General features: G+C 71.8%; 18 protein-coding genes. 12 read left to right on the top strand and 6 right to left on the bottom strand.

Annotated features, from left to right (window positions below; genetic code table 11):
- Positions 1–82 precede the first annotated feature (82 nt).
- On the bottom strand, positions 83–622 hold the full coding sequence (locus tag ABCS02_RS23655; protein ID WP_345838155.1) for a gamma carbonic anhydrase family protein: 540 nt from the start codon (positions 620–622) through the stop codon (positions 83–85).
- Between the two features lie 106 nt (positions 623–728).
- Between ABCS02_RS23655 and ABCS02_RS23650 the strand changes: the two genes are divergently transcribed.
- On the top strand, positions 729–1,214 hold the full coding sequence (locus ABCS02_RS23650) for a DNA starvation/stationary phase protection protein (protein WP_345838154.1): 486 nt from the start codon (positions 729–731) through the stop codon (positions 1,212–1,214).
- A 69-nt stretch (positions 1,215–1,283) separates the two neighbouring features.
- Here the strand turns inward: ABCS02_RS23650 and ABCS02_RS23645 are convergent, their stop codons facing one another.
- From ABCS02_RS23645 to ABCS02_RS23635, 3 genes are all read right to left on the bottom strand, one after another.
- Positions 1,284–1,952, bottom strand: a complete 669-nt coding sequence (locus tag ABCS02_RS23645; RefSeq protein ID WP_345838153.1) for a response regulator transcription factor — start codon at positions 1,950–1,952, stop codon at positions 1,284–1,286.
- Complete coding sequence (locus ABCS02_RS23640; RefSeq protein ID WP_345838152.1) at positions 1,949–3,322, bottom strand: sensor domain-containing protein; 1,374 nt, start codon at positions 3,320–3,322, stop codon at positions 1,949–1,951. Before ABCS02_RS23640 ends, ABCS02_RS23645 begins: the two co-directional genes overlap by 4 nt.
- Before the next feature lie 492 nt (positions 3,323–3,814).
- Entirely contained in the window at positions 3,815–5,305 is a 1,491-nt protein-coding gene (locus tag ABCS02_RS23635; protein WP_345838151.1) for an amidohydrolase family protein, read from the bottom strand.
- A gap of 154 nt (positions 5,306–5,459) precedes the next feature.
- On the opposite strand from ABCS02_RS23635, the gene ABCS02_RS23630 reads away from it, so the two are divergent.
- The gene (locus tag ABCS02_RS23630) at positions 5,460–7,016 is read left to right on the top strand and encodes a DUF2252 domain-containing protein (protein ID WP_345838150.1); all 1,557 of its coding nucleotides are present in this window, start codon (positions 5,460–5,462) and stop codon (positions 7,014–7,016) included.
- 7 nt (positions 7,017–7,023) lie between these two features.
- Here the strand turns inward: ABCS02_RS23630 and ABCS02_RS23625 are convergent, their stop codons facing one another.
- Together ABCS02_RS23625 and ABCS02_RS23620 are read right to left on the bottom strand one after the other, a co-directional pair.
- Entirely contained in the window at positions 7,024–8,025 is a 1,002-nt protein-coding gene (locus tag ABCS02_RS23625) for a DNA-formamidopyrimidine glycosylase family protein (RefSeq protein ID WP_345838149.1), read from the bottom strand.
- The gene (locus ABCS02_RS23620; protein WP_345838148.1) at positions 8,025–8,567 is read right to left on the bottom strand and encodes a ribose-5-phosphate isomerase; all 543 of its coding nucleotides are present in this window, start codon (positions 8,565–8,567) and stop codon (positions 8,025–8,027) included. Before ABCS02_RS23620 ends, ABCS02_RS23625 begins: the two co-directional genes overlap by 1 nt.
- Before the next feature lie 56 nt (positions 8,568–8,623).
- On the opposite strand from ABCS02_RS23620, the gene ABCS02_RS23615 reads away from it, so the two are divergent.
- The 10 genes from ABCS02_RS23615 (at position 8,624) to ABCS02_RS23570 (ending at position 19,906) form a co-directional block, all read left to right on the top strand.
- Positions 8,624–8,992 carry a metalloregulator ArsR/SmtB family transcription factor gene (locus ABCS02_RS23615; RefSeq protein WP_345838147.1) on the top strand — a complete coding sequence of 123 codons (369 nt, stop codon included), beginning with the start codon at positions 8,624–8,626 and terminating at the stop codon, positions 8,990–8,992.
- Positions 8,989–10,662, top strand: coding sequence for a SulP family inorganic anion transporter (locus ABCS02_RS23610; protein WP_345838146.1), 1,674 nt, complete (start codon positions 8,989–8,991; stop codon positions 10,660–10,662). Before ABCS02_RS23615 ends, ABCS02_RS23610 begins: the two co-directional genes overlap by 4 nt.
- 152 nt (positions 10,663–10,814) lie before the next feature.
- The gene (gene pepN, locus ABCS02_RS23605) at positions 10,815–13,358 is read left to right on the top strand and encodes an aminopeptidase N (RefSeq protein ID WP_345838145.1); all 2,544 of its coding nucleotides are present in this window, start codon (positions 10,815–10,817) and stop codon (positions 13,356–13,358) included.
- 78 nt (positions 13,359–13,436) lie between these two features.
- Positions 13,437–14,348, top strand: a complete 912-nt coding sequence (locus ABCS02_RS23600) for an ATP-binding cassette domain-containing protein (RefSeq protein WP_345838144.1) — start codon at positions 13,437–13,439, stop codon at positions 14,346–14,348.
- Positions 14,345–15,142 (top strand): ABC transporter permease subunit, encoded by a 798-nt coding sequence (locus ABCS02_RS23595; RefSeq protein ID WP_345838143.1) that lies wholly within the window; start codon positions 14,345–14,347, stop codon positions 15,140–15,142. The genes ABCS02_RS23600 and ABCS02_RS23595 overlap by 4 nt, the downstream gene beginning before the upstream one ends.
- A gap of 10 nt (positions 15,143–15,152) precedes the next feature.
- Complete coding sequence (locus ABCS02_RS23590) at positions 15,153–16,412, top strand: histidine kinase (RefSeq protein ID WP_345838142.1); 1,260 nt, start codon at positions 15,153–15,155, stop codon at positions 16,410–16,412.
- Complete coding sequence (locus tag ABCS02_RS23585; RefSeq protein ID WP_345838141.1) at positions 16,409–17,077, top strand: response regulator transcription factor; 669 nt, start codon at positions 16,409–16,411, stop codon at positions 17,075–17,077. Before ABCS02_RS23590 ends, ABCS02_RS23585 begins: the two co-directional genes overlap by 4 nt.
- Before the next feature lie 47 nt (positions 17,078–17,124).
- On the top strand, positions 17,125–18,186 hold the full coding sequence (locus ABCS02_RS23580) for a mechanosensitive ion channel domain-containing protein (protein WP_345838140.1): 1,062 nt from the start codon (positions 17,125–17,127) through the stop codon (positions 18,184–18,186).
- Positions 18,183–18,593 carry a globin gene (locus ABCS02_RS23575; protein WP_345838139.1) on the top strand — a complete coding sequence of 137 codons (411 nt, stop codon included), beginning with the start codon at positions 18,183–18,185 and terminating at the stop codon, positions 18,591–18,593. Before ABCS02_RS23580 ends, ABCS02_RS23575 begins: the two co-directional genes overlap by 4 nt.
- A 116-nt stretch (positions 18,594–18,709) precedes the next feature.
- A complete protein-coding gene (locus tag ABCS02_RS23570; RefSeq protein WP_345838138.1) occupies positions 18,710–19,906 on the top strand; it encodes an LLM class flavin-dependent oxidoreductase in 1,197 nt (398 codons plus the stop codon).
- Positions 19,907–19,925: the final 19 nt, after the last annotated feature.

The following is a 19,925-nucleotide window of genomic DNA, read 5'->3' as shown; positions in this document are numbered from 1 at the left end:
GGGGCTTCCTGGCTGATCGTAACCCAGAAAGCGCCGATCGTCTCCCGTGAGATTTCGATCTACCGCAGGCTCGTTCGGACGGCTATTCTCCGCGCGCGGCGGCCGAGTGGTGGCCGAGGTGGATGCGGTACAGCTGCGCGTTGCGCTCGAGGCCGGCACGCTCCTCGTCCGTGAGCGGCCGTCGTACGCGACCGGGAACACCTGCCACGAGGGATCCCGGCGGAACCTCGGTTCCCTCCAGCACGACGGCGCCCGCGGCGACGAGGCTCCCCTCGCCGATGACGGCGCCGCTGAGCACGACCGCGCCCATGCCGATGAGGGACCGATCGCCGATGGTGCATGCGTGCACGACCGCGTTGTGCCCGATCGAGACGTCGTCACCGATGACCACCGGAAGGCCGGCGTCGACGTGCACGGAGACGTTGTCCTGCACGTTGCTCCCCGCTCCGACGAAGATCGCCGCGCTGTCGCCGCGCAGGACAGCGTTGTACCAGACGCTGGCGCCCTCGGCGAGAGTCACGTCCCCGATGATGCGCGCTCCGGAGGCGACGAAGGAGGTGGAGTCGAGTCGCGGGGCCCGCCCGGCGACGGTGAGCACGGAGGCGTCCTCGGCGATCGTCATGCCCCGACTCTATGCGTGCGAGGCAAGCCTCAGCATCCTTGCAGTCACTCTCCGCCTGAGTAGCGTGGAATCCATCGTCCCCGTCCCATCCCTACCGGAGGCCACCATGACGGACACCGACATCACTCCCGCCACCACCGCCGACCCCACCGTCGCCGCCGCCGCCGCGCAGTTCCTCACGCCGGTCACGCACGGGCTGCAGGCCCTCGCGGTCAACGGCAAGCAGGCCCACTGGAACGTCCGCGGCGCGAACTTCATCGCGATCCACGAGCTCCTCGACGAGGTCGTGGACCACGCGCAGCACGGAGCCGATCTCGCCGCGGAGCGCATCGTCGCCCTCGGCCTTCCGATCGACGCCCGTCTCGCCACCGTCGCCGCCAAGGCGAAGGCCACCGCGGTCGCCGCCGGCTTCGCCCCGTGGGACGCCACGGTCCGCTCCATCGTCGCCGACATCGACGCCGTGATCGTCGACGTGAAGGCCGCGATCGACGGCCTCGACGAGGTGGACCTCACGAGCCAGGACGTCGCGATCGAGATCGCGCGCGGGCTCGAGAAGGACCGCTGGTTCCTCGTCGCGCACATCAGCGCCTGAGCAGCCGCAACACACAAGGCCCCCGGAGAGATCCGGGGGCCTCGTCCGTTCCCGGCCTCGTTCTTGCTCTCAGGGGCGCTGGAGGAAGGCGAGGACCGCGAGCACGCGCCGGTGCTCGGTCGACGACTCCTCCAGCCCGAGCTTCGTGAAGATCGCGCGGATGTTCTTCTCGACCGCGCCGATGCCGATCGTGAGGCGCTGCGCGATCGCGGAGTTGCTGCGGCCCTCCGCCATGAGCGCGAGGACCTCGCCCTCACGCGGGGTGAGCGCGGCGAGCGGATCCGAATGCGCGGCGAGCAGTCCCTTGACCACGAGCGGGTCGAGCACCGTACCGCCCGCGTGGACGCGCTCGACGGCCTCCGCGAACTCGTCGAGCGAGGTCACCCGGTCCTTCAGCAGGTAGCCCACGCCGCCCTCGCCGTCGGCGAGGAGCTCCCGCGCGTACGCACCCTCGACGTACTGGCTCAGTACGAGGATGCCGAGCGTGGGCATCGCCGCGCGGAGCGCGATCGCGGCCTGGATGCCCTCGTCGCGGTAACCCGGCGGGAGACGGACGTCCAGCACCGCCACGTCGGCGTCGACGGTCCGCACCCGCGCGACGACGTCCGTGGCATCGGGCCAGGCGCCGGCCGTGACGTAGCCCGCCTCCTGGAAGAGCCGGACGAGCCCTTCGCGCAGCAGGAGCGAGTCCTCCACGAGGGCCACGCGCAGCCCGGACCCGGGACCGGCCGGGCTCATGCGCCCGACTCCGCGGACGGCAGCGGGATGCGCACCTGGACGGTCGTCGGGCCGCCGACGGGCGAGTGCGCCTCGAGCGTGCCGCGGAGTCCGCGCACCCGCTCGGTCAGGCCCTCCAGCCCGTGACCGGACACCAGCCGGGCGCCGCCGTGGCCGTCGTCCGCAACGACCACCTCCAGCACCGGCGCCTCCCCCGGGGCGGGCTGCACGACCCCCGCGCGCAGGGTCACACCGCGCGCCCCGGCGTGCTTGGTCACGTTCGTCAGGAGCTCCGCGACCGTGAAGTACACGGTGCGCGCGACCTCCGACCCGACACCGGCGTCGAGGCCGGGCGCCAGCTCGCAACGGACCGGCACGGCGCTCGCGAGCGCCAGCGCCTCCAGCGCCGCGGTCAGGCCGCGGTCCTGCAGGAGCGGCGGGGCCACCCCCGCGGACAGCGCGCGCAGCTCGTCGAGCGCCGCCGCCGCGTGGACACGAGCCTCGGCCGCGAGCTCCGCCGCGGCATCCGCGTCGCCCGCCGCGGCGCGCCGCTCGAGCGCCGCAAGGTCGAGTTGCAGCCGCACGAGCCGCTGCTGCGGGCCGTCGTGGATGTCGCGCTCGAGCCGCCGTAGCTCCCGCTCCTCGGCGCGAACCGCGGCCGTCCGCGCGGCCGCCTCGGCGCGGACCTCGACCGCGAGATCGTCCGACTCCCAGCGCCCGAGCATCCCGCGGGCGATCGCATGCTGCCCGGCGGCGAGCCCGCCGAGCACCCACGGCAGCGTAAAGCCGAACAGCACACCCGCGATGAGGTACAGCACGACCTCGACGTTCCACGACGACCAGCCGCCGAACACCCACGGCACGGCATCCGCGACGTAACGCCCCCACGCGCCGCCGTTGCCGCGCGGGATGAAGCCGCCCCAGAACCAGTACGTCCAACCGCCGAGGCTGATGCTGAGCCAGGTGACGGCGATCGCGAACGAGACCGTGCTGACCACCGGAGCGACGAGCATGCCGTGCACGAGCGCGGTCCAGGAGTGGGCGGTGCGCAACGGCCGGGTGAGCACGGCCCAGAAGCCCGTGCGGCCCGGGGTGTCGTGGTTCCACTCCGGCTCCGGGATGGCGGGGAGCCCCGTGAGGCGCAGGAGGAACCGATCGGCGATCGCGAAGCCGCGCGCCACGAGCATCGCGCCGACCACGAGCGGCAGGCCGATCACGAGGACCAGGAGGCCGATACCGGTGAAGAAGAGGCTCGCGAGCACGCTGAGCGAGAGCATCGCCAGCACGAACGCAGCGATCGGATACACGGCGTTCCCGGGCACGCGTCTCCACAGCTGGGCGTACTCGCGCCAGAAGGTCGCGCGGGGCAACGGTGCGGCAATGGTCGTCATCTCTCTCCTCCAGAGTCTCCCACCAGCCTCCCGAGGCCGCCGCTCCCCCACCATCCGCTCGCCTCCCCAATCCCTCCGGGGGCTGTCCCCCCTCCTCCCTTCCTCCCTCCCTTCCTCCCTCCCTCCCTTCCTCCCGCCCGCACAACTCCTGCATCCCGCTCCCGCCGCCACGTCCTGGCTGCCTCCCCGTCCGGCACAACTCCTGCATCCCCGCTCCCGCCTCCTCCCGGCGCGCGCATAACTCCTGCATTGTGGTGGCCATCCACGCTCACCAGGCCCTTCCGGCTGCCATTTCGGGCCCGATGCAGGAGTTGTGCACGGACAGCGGAACGCGGTGCCGGAGTTGTGCGGGGACCCGGCGGAGCGGCCGGGCGAGGCCGGGACGGGAATGCAGGAGTTGTGCGGGGCTCGTCCGCCCGGCCGGTCCGGGCGGCGAGGCCGAGCCCGGTCGGGCCGACAGGGCGGGACCGGGCCGGCCGGGCCGGGCGAGAGTCAGGCGAGGTGGGTCAGGCGGCCGGCGAGGAGGGTCGCGTGCACGGGCATCTCGCGCAGCGCCGGCTCGTCGGCGGCCACTGGGTCCGACCCGCACAGGACGAGGTCCGCGAGGGCACGGGGCGCGATCCGCGCGGGTGCGGCCGTGCCCCCGGCGGTGGAGGCCGCGAGGGCGGTGGCGGCATCCAGCCTCTCCTCCGGATGCCAGGGCTCGCGCTCGCCCCGCGTCCGGAACACGGCGGCCGCCAGGGTGGCCCACGGATCCATCGCGGCGACCGGGGCGTCGGAGCCGAACAGGAGCTTCGCGCCCCGATCCACGAGCGACCGCAGGGGATACGCCAACGCCGTCTGCGCGCTCCACAGGGCGGTGGCCAGGTCTCGGTCGTCGAGCGCGTGCGCGGGCTGCACGCTCGCGCCGACGCCGAGCCGCGCGAAGCGCGGGAGGTCGGCGTGCGTCACGAGCTGCGCGTGCTCGATCGTGCCGGCGGCTCCGGTGCGGGCGAACGCGTCGAGGGCATGCGCCACCGCCACATCGCCGATCGCATGCACCGCGCAGGCGAAGCCGGCGGCGGTCGCGTCGGCCAGGAAGGCGGCGAGCTCCTCCGGAGATACGCTCAGGACGCCGTGGCTCCCGTCCGGATAGGGGCGCGAGCACGCGGCCGTCCGCGTGCCGAGCGAGCCGTCCGTGATGATCTTGAGCGGTCCGACGCGCACGAGGCCCCCGGATCCGATCATGTCGCCTGAGCGCAGTCCGGTCGCGATCGCCCGGTCGAGCTGATCCGGGTAGACGGCCGCGTCAACTCGGAGCACGTCGAACCCGGCCGCGAGCCGCCGCGCCCACGCACCGGCGTTCCACGCCATGTCGAGATCGACGATCCCGACGACGCCGCGCGCCGCCGCCTCCCGCGCCGCGCGCGCGACGCTGGCGTCCCCGCCCGCGTCCGAGGCCGCGTTGAGCCGACGGGAGATCTCGAACGCGTCCGTCTCGCGCAGCATCCCGGTGGCATCGGCGTCGAAGCCCTCCCGCGCGAAGGCCGCGGAGTTCAGCCACACGCTGTGCACGTCGGCACTGATGAGGTACGTCGGGATGCCGCCGGTCGCGGCGTCGAGGAGCTCCAGGCTCGGCGCGTCCGGCCAGAGTGCGTCGCGGAATCCGGCTCCGACCCGGCGGTCGCCCGCGAGCACGGGCGCGTTCCGCATGAGCGCCGCCGCGTGTGCCGCGGACCCGGCCGCGCCGAGGGGCTCCCGCTCCGCTCCGAGCGCCCATTGCACGGTGTGGACGTGGTGGTCCCACAGGCCCGGGACGAGCCAGGCACCCGCCGCGTCGAGCACTTCACCGGACGCGCGCAGGGCTCCGGAGGGCGCGATGTCGGCGATGGCATCCCCGTCGAGGAACACGTCGTAGGCATCGTCACCCGAGAGCAGCTCGCGTCCGGGTCCCGCGATTCGGACATCCCGGATCGTGCCGATCCGGTCGCCGACGGCTGTCATGCCCGTCCTCGCGCACAGAGGTGATGCCGCATGCTCCCGAGCCTAGGCTCGCCATCCCCCGACAAGGATGATTGCCCCGCGGGAGCGCGTCCGGTAGACCGGAGAGATCACGCGGACGCCCGTGGCGGACGCGCCGGCGAGGAAGGACGATCCCGTGCCCGTTGACGAAGCCACCGAACCCGAAGCCATCGAACCCGGGCCCGAAGCCGCGGCGTCCGAGCCCACGTCCCTCGCTCCCGACGAGACCGAGGCGGAAGAGGCCGACGACGCTGAGCCGGACCCTGAGGAGTCGGCCGCCGCGGACGAGGAGACGCAGCCGGTCCCGATCGCGGTGCTCGACCGCGTCGTCACACAGGAGCTCGGACGACGCCGCCGCCAGACGGTCAGCCGCCGCGCGCTCGCCACCGCGGCGAGCGGCGATCGCGATCCGGTCGCGCACCTGCGGGAACAGAACGAGACACGCCTCCCCCAGCTCGTGCCGTTGCGGCTGCAGCGAATGCTCGCGAACCCATTCACCTTCTACCGCGGGACCGCGGGCCTCATGGCCCTCGATCTCGGTCGAGCGCCGCACTCCGGAATCCTCGTCCCGTCCTGCGGGGACGCGCACATCAGCAACTTCGGCTTCTTCGCCTCCCCCGAGCGACGGATCGTGTTCGACCTCAATGACTTCGACGAAGCCGCCGCAGCGCCGTGGGAATGGGACGTGAAGCGGATGCTGGCGAGCGCCGTCATCGGCGGCCGCCATGCTGGCTACGCTCCGGAGTTCATCGAGGAGGCCTGTCTGCAAGGGTTCCAGGCCTATGCCCGGGCACTGCGGGAGCTCGTCGCCGACAGCGCCGTGGACCGGTACTTCATGCACCTGAGCTCCGAGCTGGCCGGACGCCCGCTCAGCAAAGCCGGCACGAAGGTGCAGGCGGCCGCCATCGCCGCCGCGGAGCGCCGCACGGGCGAGCGCGCGGTGCGACGCGCGACGGTCGTCGGCGAGGACGGTCGACTCCGCTTCGTGAACGAGCCGCCGACGATGGTGCGCCTCGCGGAGGCCGAGCTCACCGGGAACAACGCGAGCAGCCAGCAGATCATCGCGGAGGCCCCCAACCTCTATCGCGCCTACCGGGCGAGCGTCGGTCTCGACATCGACCTCGTGCTCTCCCAGTACGTCGTCCGCGACGTCGCGCTGCGCGTCGTCGGGGTCGGGAGCGTCGGCACGCGCTGCTTCGTGCTGCTCCTCGAGGGTGCGGACGGCGACGCGCTCATCCTCCAGGTGAAGCAGGCCGGCCCGTCGGTGATCTCGCAGTACGGCGGCATCCCGCAGCCGCGCCGGCTCCGACGCGGCTTGGACGAGAGCGGCGACGGTTTCCGCGTCGTCGGTCTCCAGCGGGTGCTGCAAGCCGTGTCCGACCCGTTCCTCGGATACTTCCAGGCCAACGGCCGCGACTTCTATGTCCGCCAGTTCCACGACATGAAGGGGGCGATCGTGCTCGAGGGCCTCGCGCCCACGGCCTTCGCCGACTACATCCTGGCCTGCGGGATCGTGCTGGCCCGGGCGCATGCGCAGAGCCCGACCGCGAGCGAGATCGTCGGGTACATCGGGCGATCGGGGGTGCTCGGTCAGGCCGTCCTCGACTGGTCGATGGACTACGCCGAGCGCTCGAAGGCGGACTTCGAGGCGGCCCGCGCCGGGTTCGCGGGCGAGTACGAGCCCGCGCCCTGACGCCTCCTTAGGCCTGGCAGGACGGGCACCAGTAGAGCTTCCGTCCGCCGAGCTCCTCCATCACGATCGCGGTGCCGCACACACGACACGGCAGACCGGTGCGGTGGTAGACCCAGTGCCGGTCGTCGCGGTGCGCCATCGCCTTCCGGTACGCGTCGTCGTCGAGGTCGTCCATCGTCATCATCTGGCCCGTCTCGACGCCGACGGCCAGCAGCCGCACCCAGTCGCGCCAGATCGCCCGGACGACCTCCTCCGGTACGTCGCGACCGGGCGTGTGCGGGTTCAGGCGCGCGCGGAACAAGAGCTCCGCCCGATAGACGTTGCCGATGCCGCTCACGACCGTCTGGTCCATGAGCAAGAGCGCGATCGACGTGGGCTTGCGTCGCACGACCGCGGTGAAGCGCTCCTCCCCCTCGGCGACGTCGCCAACGAGCGGATCCGGACCCATCTTCGCGACCGTCGCTATCACCTCGTCGGGCGTCTGCAGCTCGCAGGCCGTCGGTCCGCGCAGGTCCGCGCACGTCACGTCCGTCAGGAGGCGGAGGCGCACCTGGCCGACCACCGGCGGCGGCCATCCGGCGAGCTCCTCGTCGGGCAGGCCGGTGGTCTGCTCGGACATCCGCACGTGCACGCGGGTGCGCCGCGGGGCGCCGATCGAGGTCAGCGAGTTCTCCCCCGATGCGTCCAGGATCGGCGGATCCAGCACCGTGCCGCGCTGGTTCGTCTGACCCATGCGGCCGTTCGCCGACGCGATCGTCGGATCGACGAGGATCTCCCCGGCGAAGTCCCACGCACCGTACATGCCGAGGTGCACACGGAGCCACAGCTCCTCGTCGAACTCGAGGAACATCTGCTTGCCGACCGCGCGGACCCCGGTCGCCTCCCGGCCGGAGAGCGCTGCGGCTCCCTCGACGAAGCGCCCCTGGGGGCTGGAGGCCACCACCGAGCGGCCCACGAAATTACGAGCGAACTGGCGCGCGATCCGATGGACCGAGTGCCCTTCCGGCATCAGCCCGCCTCGGGGTCGAACGTGTCGGAGGCGTCGAGCACGTCGGGTCTCGGCTGCTCCTCTCGGGGGTCGGGCACGAGCGATCCGTCGATCTCGTAGGCCGCGATCTGCCCGATGCGCCGCACGTGGCGCTCCTCGTTCGAGAACGGCGTGGCGACGAACGTGTCGATGAAGCCCGCCGCCTCCTCGAACGTATGCTGGCGCGCCCCGATCGCAATGACGTTCGCGTCGTTGTGCTGGCGCGCGAGCTCTGCCGTCGGCGTGCTCCACACGAGAGCAGCCCGGATCCCGCGCACCTTGTTCGCGGCGATCTGTTCGCCGTTACCCGAACCTCCGAAGACGACGCCGAGCGCCTCGACACCGGCTGCCTGGTCGTCGATGACCCCCTGAGCGGCGCGGATGCAGAACGCGGGGTAGTCGTCGAGGGGCTCGTATTCGAGGGGGCCGTGGTCGACGATCTCGTGCCCCTGGGCCGCGAGGTGCTGCTGGATCCGCGTGGAGAACTCGAGGCCCGCGTGGTCCGTGCCGATGTGGATGCGCATGGACTCCAGTGTAGGGATCCGAGGGCTCGGACCCCGGCCGGTATGATGGTTTCATCATGCCACTCAGTCAGGCCCAACGCCCGCTCTACGAGGTCAAGGCGAACCTCTTCAAGGGACTCGCGCATCCCTTCCGCATCCGGATCCTGGAGCTCCTCTCCGCCGCGCCCGAGGTGACGGTCGCCGAGCTCCAGACCGAGACCGGGCTGGAGGCGTCCCACCTCTCGCAGCACCTCGCCGTGCTGCGCCGCCACCGTCTCGTCGTGTCCGAGCGCCGCGCGAGCCACGTGCACTACCGCCTCGCCGATCCGCGCATCGCCGAGCTCCTCGCCGTCGCGCGGGCCCTTCTCTTGGGCATGCTCGAGGACGACCGGGTGCGCCTGGCGCAGGCCCAGTCCCTGCCCGCACTGGCGACGACGCGCGCATGAGCCGCGTCATCCGGATCCGCTCGTCCGTCGCGCGATACGCCCGTGCGCTGCTGCCGGGCGCCGGCGACTACCGGATGCTGCGGCGCACGTGGCGCGCCGACCTCGTCGCCGGCCTCACGGTCGGCATCGTCGCGTTGCCACTCGCGCTCGGCTTCGGCGTGAGCTCGGGGCTCAGCGCGGAGGCCGGGCTCGTGACCGCGATCGTGGCCGGCGTGCTCGCGGCCGTGTTCGGCGGCTCGAACGTGCAGGTGTCCGGGCCCACGGGCGCGATGGTCGTGGTGCTCGTGCCGATCGTCGCGGCGCACGGCGCCGGCGCCGTCGTCGTGGTCACGCTGATGGCGGGGGTGGTGGTGCTCGCGGCGGGCGCGCTCCGGCTCGGCCGCGCCGTCTCATTCATCCCGTGGCCCGTCATCGAGGGGTTCACGCTCGGGATCGCCGTCATCATCTTCCTGCAGCAGGTGCCGCTCCTGACGAGCCCGCATACCGCCGCCGCGGGCGAGCGCTCCTCGAACGCCGTGATCGCGGCCGTGCAGTCGATCGCCCAGGCGGACTGGACGTACGTGCCGTGGGCGGTCGGGGCGGCCGCGATCGTCGCGGCGATCATGCTCGTCGCCCCCCGCATCCATCGCACCCTCCCGGGCTCGCTGATCGGGATCGTCATCGTGGCCGTGCTCGCGACCGTCGTTGTGACGCCGCTCGCCACGATCGGCACGCTCCCCTCCCTGCCCGTTCCCACCCTCCCGGCGCTCGACCCGGCGACCCTCGGCCAGCTCGTCGTGCCGGCGCTGACCGTGGCCGCGCTCGCCGCGATCGAGTCGCTGCTGTCCGCGCGCGTCGCGGCATCCCTCGCCGACACCGGCACGTTCGATCCCGATCGCGAGCTCGTGGGCCAGGGGCTCGCGTCGATCGGATCCGCCCTGTTCGGCGGGATGCCCGCCACCGGCGCGATCGCGCGCACGGCGGTCAACGTCCGCACGGGCGGCCGCAGCCGGCTCGCGGCGGTCTTCCACTCCGTCGTGCTGCTGCTCGTCGTGCTCGTCGCCGCCGGACCCGTCGGCTCGATCCCGCTCGCCGCGCTCGCGGGGGTGCTCATGCTCACCGCGCTGCGGATGGTCCACGCCGCGACCGTCCGGTCGATCCTGCGCTCCACACCGGGCGACGCGGTCGCCTTCGTCCTGACGGCCCTCATCACCGTCTCGTTCGACCTCATCGTCGCCGTCATCATCGGCGTGGTGTTCGCCGCGGTCCTCTCGCTGCGGAGCCTCTCCCGCGCCGCCGGCGCGCACCGCGAGGAGATCGCGGGCGAGCCGGTCGAAGGCGACGAGCGCATCGCGGTGCTACGGCTCGACGGGCCCCTCTTCTTCGCCTCGGCCGACCGGCTGTTCGAAACCGTGACGGCGCTCGACGGGGTGTCGGTCGTGATCCTGCGCGCGTCACGCCTCGAGCTCGTGGACGCCACCGGCGCCCGGATCCTCGGCGACATCGTGCAGGCCCTCGAACGGCGCGGGATCACGGTGCTGATCAAGGGCGTGCAGCCCCGGCACGCGAGCCTCTTCCGCACGGTCGGCGCCCTGGACGCGCTCCGCCACGAGAACCACCTGTTCGCGACCCTGCCCGAGGCGGTCGCGCACGCCCGCTCCCACATCGCCCGCGAGCCCGCCACCCCCTAGCCGCGAGCCCGCCACCCCCTCGCTGAGAACGCGCTTGTGTCACTTTCTTACGGCGTGTCGGTGACATACGCGCGTTCTCGCGGAGGGGTGGACAGGCCTCGGGGACGCCGGGGCCGGGCGGGGAGACGGGGGGCGCCGCGTAGGCTGGCGGGGTGACAGGAGAGAACCTCACTCGCATCGAAGCTCAGGACCGCCGCGCCGTCGTCGAGACCCATTCGTACGACGTCGTACTCGACCTCACGACCGGTCCGGAGGTGTTCCGGTCGACCTCCACGATCCGCTTCGCGGCGCAGCCCGGCGCCGAGACGTTCGTCGACCTCATCGCCCGCGACGTGCACGCGATCACGCTCAACGGGCGTGCGCTCCCGGCATCCACGTACGCCGACTCCCGCATCGCGCTCACCGATCTCGCGGACGAGAACGTCCTCACGGTCGAGGCCGACTGCCTCTACACGAACACCGGCGAAGGCCTCCACCGCTTCGTCGACCCGGTCGACGGCGAGGTCTACCTCTACAGCCAGTTCGAGGTGCCCGACTCGCGCCGCGTGTACGCCGTGTTCGAGCAGCCCGACCTCAAGGCCGAATTCCGCTTCACCGTGACAGCACCGGCGGGGTGGCAGGTCGTCTCCAACTCGCCGACGCCCGCTCCGGAGCTGGGCGAAGGGGATGCCGCGACCTGGCGCTTCGCCCCGACCCCGCGGATCTCGTCCTACATCACCGCGCTCATCGCGGGCCCGTACGAGTCCACATTCTCCGAGCTGACGAGCGCCTCCGGCCGCGTCATCCCGCTCGGGATCTTCGCCCGCAAGTCGCTGTGGAGCCACCTCGACCCCGAGTACGTGTTCGAGAAGACGCGGCAGGGCTTCGCGTACTACGAGGAGAAGTTCGGCGTCCCCTACCCGTTCGAGAAGTACGACCAGCTCTTCGTCCCGGAGTTCAACGCGGGCGCGATGGAGAACGCGGGCGCCGTCACCTTCACCGAGACCTACGTCTTCCGCAGCAAGGTGACGGATGCCGTGCGGGAACGCCGGGTCGTCACGATCCTCCACGAGCTCGCGCACATGTGGTTCGGCGACCTCGTCACGATGAAGTGGTGGAACGACCTCTGGCTCAACGAGTCGTTCGCGGAGTGGGCGTCGACGATCGCGACCGCGGAGGCCACCGAGTGGACCGCGGCGTGGACGACGTTCAACGCCATGGAGAAGAGCTGGGCGTACCGGCAGGACCAGCTCCCCTCCACGCATCCGGTCGTCGCCGAGATCCGCGACCTCGAGGACGTGCAGGTCAACTTCGACGGCATCACGTACGCGAAGGGCGGCTCGGTCCTGAAGCAGCTCGCCGCGTGGGTCGGCGTGGAAGCGTTCTTCGCCGGCGTGTCCGCCTACTTCCGGAAGCACGCGTGGGGCAACACGGAGCTCGCCGACCTCCTCGCCGAGCTCGAGGTCACGAGCGGCCGCGAGCTCACGACCTGGTCGCAGAAGTGGCTCGAGACGGCGGGCGTCAACACCCTCTCCCCCGTGATCGACACGGATGCCACCGGCCGCATCACCCGCTTCGGGATCGTGCAGACGGCCCCGGCGGACTACCCGACGATCCGCCCCCACCGCCTCGGTGTCGGCTTCTACTCCCTGCAGGGCGACTCGCTCGTCCGGGTGCACCACGTCGAGCTCGACGTGGACGGCGACCGCGTCGACGTGCCCGAGCTCGCCGGCCTCACGCAGCCGGACCTCGTCCTGCTGAACGACGACGACCTCGCGTACGCGAAGATCCGTCTCGACGAGCGCTCCCTCACGACGGCCGTCGCACACCTCGCGAAGATCGCGGATCCGCTGGCGCGTTCGCTCGTCTGGGGCGCCGCATGGGATCAGACCCGCGACGCCGAGAGCGCCGCGAGCGACTACATCGACCTCGTGCTCGGCAACATCGGAAGCGAGACCGAGTCGACCACGGTCCGCACGACGCTCGGGCAGCTGCTGCTCACCGCGAACGCGTACGTCGCGCCCGAGCGCCGGGCGGAGACGCGCGAGCGCGTCGCCGCCGCGCTCTGGAGCCTCGCCCAGGCGGCGGCGCCCGGCAGCGACAGCCAGCTGCAGTTCACGACCTCGTTTGCCAGCGCCGCGGCGACGCCCGCGCAGTGGGAGACGGTCCGCGGCCTCCGCGACGGCACGATCTCCCTCGCGGGTCTCGAGATCGACACCGACCTGTCGTGGCAGCTCCTCGTGTCGCTGGCCGCCGGCGGCGCGGTGACGGCGACCGACGTCGACACGGCGCTCACCGCGGACAACACCGCGAAGGGTGCGGAGTTCGCCGCCCAGGCAAAGGCCGCGCTCCCCGACCTCGACTCGAAGCGCGAGGCGTGGGCGGGGCTCATCGAGCGCGGGGATCTGCCGAACACGATCGTGCGCTCGGCGGCGGTCGGCTTCGTGCACCCGGCCGGCGCTGCGCTCCTCGAGGAGTTCGTCGGCCCGTACTTCGACATGCTCCTGCCGGTCTGGGAGGACCGCAGCTACCAGATCGCGAACTACCTGATCGTGGGTCTGTTCCCGGCCGCGCTGGCGAACACCGCGCTCCGCGACGCGACCCGTGCGTGGCTCGACGCGAACCCGGATGCCGCCCCGGCGCTCCGCCGCCTCGTGGGCGAGAACCTCGCCGGCGTCGAGCGCGCACTGACGGTCCAGGCCCGCGACGCCGGCTGACCCGCGGCACCGAGGTACCACCCGGATGGGGACCTAGGGCGGGCGCGCGGGGACGGGCTGCTCTCTAGCGTGGAGAGCATGATCGTTGCAGAGCAGCTCACCAAGAAGTACGGAGACAAGACCGCCGTCGACGACCTCTCGTTCACGGTCCCTGCGGGGAAGGTCACCGGATTCCTCGGGCCGAACGGCGCGGGCAAGTCCACCACCATGCGGCTGATCGTCGGCCTCGACCGCCCCACCTCCGGGCACGTCACGGTGGCCGGCACGGCCTACCGCCGGATGCGCGCGCCGCTGACCGAGGTCGGCATCCTCCTCGACGCGAAGGCCGTCCACACCGGGCGCTCGGCCCGCAACCACCTGCGCGCGATGGCCGCCACGCACGGGATCGGCCGCGCCCGCGTCGACGAGGTGATCGAGCTGACGGGCATCGGATCGGTCGCGGGCAAGCGGGCCGGCAAGTTCTCGCTCGGCATGGGTCAGCGCCTCGGCATCGCCGCAGCGCTCCTCGGCGACCCGCACACGCTCATCCTCGACGAGCCGGTCAACGGCCTCGACCCGGAGGGCGTGCGCTGGGTTCGGCAGTTCGTCCGGCATGCGGCATCCGAGGGGCGCACGGTGCTCCTCTCCAGCCACCTCATGAGCGAGATGTCGCAGACCGCCGACCGCATCATCGTGCTCGGGCGCGGCAAGGTGCTGGCCGACGCGGATCTCCCCGACATCGTCCGCTCGTGGACGACCACGACCCTCGCGGTCCGCTCCCCCCGCCTCGCGGAGCTCGTCGCGGCGCTCGCCGGCCCCGACGTGACGGCGACCGCGACCGAGCCCGGTGCGGCCCTCATCGCGGGCACCACCGCCGCGGTGGTCGGCGACCTCGCCGCGTCGCTCGGAATCCCGCTGCACGAGCTCACGCCCCGCTCGGGCTCCCTCGAAGAGGCCTACCTGGCTCTCACGGACGACGCCGTCGAGTACAAGACCAAGGAGATCGCATGACCGCCCTCGCTACCGCACCGGCCGACACCCGTACCGCGGTCCATCCTCACCTCAACTTCGCGCGGGTCCTCCGCAGCGAGTGGATCAAGGTCACCACCGTCCGTTCCACGTGGTGGTCGCTCCTCATCACCGCCGTCCTCTCGATCGGCCTCTCGCTCCTCATCGCCGGCGTGTCGAACAGCGTGCCGGGAGGAGTCCCTCCGGTCCGGGCGATCGTGTCGCCGATGCAGTTCACGATGCTCGTCGCCGGCATCCTCGGCGCGATCGTCGTCACCGGCGAGTACTCGACCGGCATGATCCGCTCGACGCTCACCGCGGAGCCGCGACGGGACGTCGTGATCCTCGCGAAGGCCGTCGTCGTCGCCGTCCTCCTCGCCCTCACGACGATCGTGATCTACGCGGTCGCGATCGTCGTGACCGCGCCGATCCTGCACACGCAGATCGACTGGTCCACCCCGCGGGAGTCGATCGTCCCACTCGTCTTCGGCGTCGTGTCGATGGTGGCCTTCGCGCTCATCGGACTCGGCTTCGGCTTCCTCATCCGAAACGGCGCCGGCGCGATCGCCACGACGGTCGGCGTGCTGTTCGTGCTTCCGCTCGTGTTCAGCCTGTTCTCCCTCGCGGGCGACGGATGGCACTGGCTCGTCGACCTCGCGCAGTACCTGCCCAGCAACGCCGCGCAGAACCTGACGTCCACGACGGCCGATCTCTGGCCGGCGTGGCTCGCGCTCCTCGTCTGGGTGCTCGTTCCGCTCGTCGGCGGCTGGGTGACGCTGCGCACACGCGACGCGTAGAGTCGAGCGGATGTCGCGACGCACCGAGGTCGTCGTCGGAAACCCCACGGTCTCCGACGACGACCTCCTGCTTCCGCACCCGCCCGGCGTCCTGCGCCGGTTCTGGTCCCAACATCCCGGGCTCGTGGACGCGCTGGTGGCTGCGGCGGCGGCGCTCATCTCCGTGGCCGGCGTGCTCGCCGCATCGCGCACGCCCGTCCCCCCGAGCGTGGCGCAGATGTGGTTCGCCATCGCCCTGGCGCTCATCGCCTCCGCCGCCCTCCTGTTCCGCCGGCGTCGGCCGATCCTCGCTTTCGCGGTTGCGCTTCTGCCGGCTCTCGTGCTCCCACCGGAGCTCGCCCCGATCGCCGACGTGTTCCTCGCCTGCGCGGCTTTCGCCCTCGCCGTCTACGGCTCGACCCGCGCCAGCTGGATGGCCGTCGGCGTCGCGACCGCGAGTATCGGCGTGTACGCGCTGATCGCGTGGCTGAAGGATCCTCTCGCCGAGCTCTACGCCACCAAGAGCGCAATCGGGATGGTCGTCGTCCTGGTCATCGGCGCCCTGATCGGCGTCAACGTCGGCGCGCGCCGGCGCTACCTCGAGGCGCTCATCGACCGCTCCCGCCAGCTCGCGGTAGAGCGGGACGGTCAGGCGCAGCTCGCCGCGGCGGCGGAGCGGACCCGGATCGCGCGCGAGATGCACGACATCGTCTCGCACTCGCTCACCGTCGTTGTCGCCCTCTCGGAGGGCGCCGCGGCCGCCAGCTCCGCGGAGCGCGCCCGCCAGGCGAGCCTCGAGGCGGCGGAGACGGCACGGAGCGCGCTGGCGGAGATGCGGGCGATGCTCGGGGTGCTCCGCGACGCGTCCGACGAAACCTCGTCCCTGGAGCCGCTGGAGCCCGTCGACCCCGCCTTCGTCGTGGAGTCCGCGCAGCGCGCGGGCTACCCGGTGACCCTGGCGACCACCGGCACCACCGCCGCCGCGCCGCGGGCGGTGCGCTTCGCGCTCGGCCGGGTCGTGCAGGAGGGCGTCACCAACGCTATGCGGCACGCACCCCACGCGACCGCGATCGCGGTCGCGATCCGCACGACCGAGGACGCCGTGAGCGTGTCGATCCGCAACGACGGCGCCCGGGTGCAGGTCTCCGAGGGCGGGTTCGGCCTGCGCGGACTCCGCGAGCGGGTGGAGCACGTCGGCGGCACGCTGACGGCCGGGTTCGGCGGCGCGGGCTCGTGGCAGCTCTCCGCGATCCTGCCGCTGCCCACCGAGATCCCGGAGGAGGGCTCGTGAGCACACCCATCCGCATCCTCCTCGTCGACGACCAGCACCTGATCCGGCTCGGGTTCCGGCTCGTGCTGGAGGCGGAGCCGGACCTCGAGGTGGTCGGTGAGGCATCCGACGGGGTCGAGGCGGTGCGCGAGGCCGCCCGTCTCACCCCCGACATCGTGCTGATGGACGTGCGGATGCCGCACCTCGACGGCATCGCGGCGACGGAACGGATCGTGGCCGCGCACCCTTCTGCACGCATCCTCATTCTCACGACGTTCGACCTCGACGAGTACGCGTTCGCCGCGCTCCGCGCCGGCGCGAGCGGGTTCCTGCTCAAGGACGCCCAGGGGTCCGAGCTCGTCGCCGCCGTCCGCGCCGTGCACCGCGGCGACGCGGCGCTCGCGCCGCGCGTCACGCGGAGGCTCGTGGAGCTCGTCTCCGGGCTCCCGACGGAGCCCGCCGCGCCCGACGCGCTCGCGACGCTCACCGACCGGGAACACGAGGTGTTCCTCGCCATCGCCCGCGGCCAGACCAACGCCGAGATCGCCGAGTCGCTCTTCCTGAGCGAGTCGACCGTGAAGACCCACGTCGGGCGCGTGCTGCAGAAGCTCGCCGCGCGAGACCGCGTGCACGCGGTCATCCTCGCCCATCGCTGGCGTCTCGCGGGGCCGGACGCCGCGTCCTGAGCGGGTCCAGGAGACGCGGAGCCGACGCTCGTTAGCATGAGAGGACGATGCCCTCGTTCCTCATCGCATCCGCCGACGACACGTCCCCGCTGTCCCCTACGTTCTGGGAGCGGACGCTCGGCGTGCTCACCGCGATCGGGTGGAACGCGCTCACGGTCGTCGCCATCGTCCTCGGCGCGCTGCTCGTCGCGTGGATCCTGCGGTTCGTCATCCGCCGTGTCGTGCGCCGGATCGTGGCCGGTGCGAAGTCGAAGGCCGCCGTGGACGACACGGTCGCGCTCGACCGCTCGCCGCTGGCATCCGTCCGCCTCGTGCAGCGCACGCGCACGCTCGGCTCGATCCTGCAGAACATCACCGCCGTCACGATCGGGATCATCGCGATCCTGCTGATCATCGGGGTCGTGGCGCCGAACGCGCTCGGCTCGCTGACACTGCTCTCCGCCGCCATCGGCGCGGGTCTCGGCTTCGGCGCGCAGAACATCGTCAAGGACGTGCTCAACGGCATCTTCATCGTCGCGGAGGACCAGGTCGGGATCGGCGACGTCGTCGACCTCGGGCTCGCGACCGGGGTCGTGGAGTACGTCGCGGTGCGCATCACGCACGTCCGCGACGTGAACGGCACGCTGTGGTTCGTCCGCAACGGCGAGATCACCCGCATCGGGAACATGTCGCAGGGCTGGTCGCGCGTCATCATCGACCTCGCCGTGCCCGTGGACGCCGACGTCCCTACGGTCGAGGCGCAGCTCCTCGACGCGGCGAACGCGCTCACCGAGGACCCCAAGTGGCAGTCGCGGATCATCGAGCGGCCGGAGATCTGGGGGCTGGAGTCGGTCTCGGGCGACGCCCTCGTCATCCGCCTCGTCATGAAGACGCGCGCGAGCGCGAAGGACGACGTTGCGCGCGAGCTGCGGATGCGGCTGAAGGATGCCGTCGACGCGATGGGCCTTCGGCTGCCGCAACTCAACTCGATCGTGCTCAGCGGGCTTGAGGGTGCGCAGCGCGTCCGCGGCGCGCGGCCGCCCCGCACACGCCCGACCCCCGTGGCCGTGAAGACGGTGCCCGAGCGCCCCGTCTGGAAGCCCAAGAACTCCGAGGAGGATGGCGCATGACGCCGGTGCCCGAGCAGCCGAACTTCTACGAGCAGATGGGCGGCCACGACACGTTCGTGCGGCTCGTCGACGCCTTCTACGAGGGCGTCGCGTCGGACGAGGTCCTCCGCCCCATGTACCCCGAGGACGACCTCGGCCCCGCCAAGGAGCGGCTGACGCAGTTCCTCGAGCAGTACTGGGGCGGACCCACGACCTACAGCGAGCAGCGCGGGCACCCGCGGCTGCGGATGCGGCACGCCCCCTTCCACGTCGACCCCAGCGCGCGCGATCGCTGGCTCACCCACATGCGCGCCGCCGTGGTCTCTCTAGGGCTCCCACCGCTGCAGGAGGAGACGCTCTGGAGCTACCTCTCGCGCGCCGCGTTCGCGATGGTGAACACGTTCGAGCCGCCCGCTCCGCACGCGTAGGAGAATTCACTTCCTGAATCGGTCCGCTCAGCGGACCAAGGCCCTGAGCGGGGGTTCGCTCCCCTAGGTTCGCGAACAGCGGTTTCGCTGCAACGACGCAGGCGAGGGGAACGGGCGTGACGAACGAGATCCGATTCGGGTACTTCCAGACGATGAGTCAGAGCCCCGGCGAGAGCATCCACACCGCCATCCAACGGGGACTCGCGGAGTCGATCTACGCGGAAGAGCTCGGCATGGACGACCTCTGGGTCACCGACCTGTCGGGGCAGCTGTCCGCGGGACGGATCGGGGGCGGCGGCACGCGCCGCGGGATCGACGACAACGGCGATCCCGTCGCGATCCAGACCGGCGTGCCCGGGTTCCAGGTGCTCGCCTGGCTCGCGGCGCGCACGCGGCGGATCCGCCTGGGCACCGCGATCGTGCCGACGCCGCTGCGTCATCCGATCTCCGCGGCGGCGGAGGCCGTCAGCCTCGACCACATCTCCGAGGGCCGGTTCGACCTCGGCTTCGGCCGCGGCATCTCCGGGTTCTTCGGACCCGACGCACTCGAGAAGATGGCGGTCGGCAAGGTGCCGATCCCCACGCGCGACGACCTCGCCGCCTACAAGGCCCAGTACTACGAGGCGATCGACTGCGCCACCGGCATCATCAACGACACGAACTTCAGCTACCGCGGCACGTACTACGACTTCCACGACTACACGCTGCTCCCCCGGCCGTTCCAGGAGCCGTCGATCCCGATGTGGTCGGTGGCCCAGTCGGCCGACACCTACCCGGAGATCGGGAAGCGCGGACTGCACCTCATGATCCCGCTCCCCGGCTGGCACGGCGGGCCGACGTGGGAGATCACCTCGGCGGCCCTCGCCGACTACCGCGCCGAATGGACGAAGGCGGGACACACCGGCACGCCCCAGGTCGCGGTGCGGACCCCGACCTTCATCCACGAGAACCGCGACCACGCGCGGGAGATCGCCACGCGGGCGTGGGCGGAGACGCGTCGCAAGCTCATCCGCACGAGCCAGCTGCTCGCGGCGCAGTACGACACCGAGACGGCCCCGAACGACGGCGCGCTGCTCGGCACCGCCGGCTTCGACAACATCTACAACCCCGACGTGCCGATCGATGTGATCGTCGACACGATGTGCGTGTGGGGCACCCCGGACATGGCGAAGGACCAGTTCGAGCGCGTGCGCGAGGAGCTCGGCGCCACCTCGATGATGATCGAGTGCCAGCTGCTGAGCAGCACCGACCGGGAGGACCACGTCCGCACGCTCCGGCTCATCGCCGAGCAGATCATGCCCGTCTTCCGCTGACATCGAGGAGAACCGCGAC

The organism is Microbacterium sp. X-17, assembly GCF_039615055.1.
Note: the sequence above shows the minus strand (reverse complement) of the source record. Positions and strands in the feature narration are given on the sequence as shown.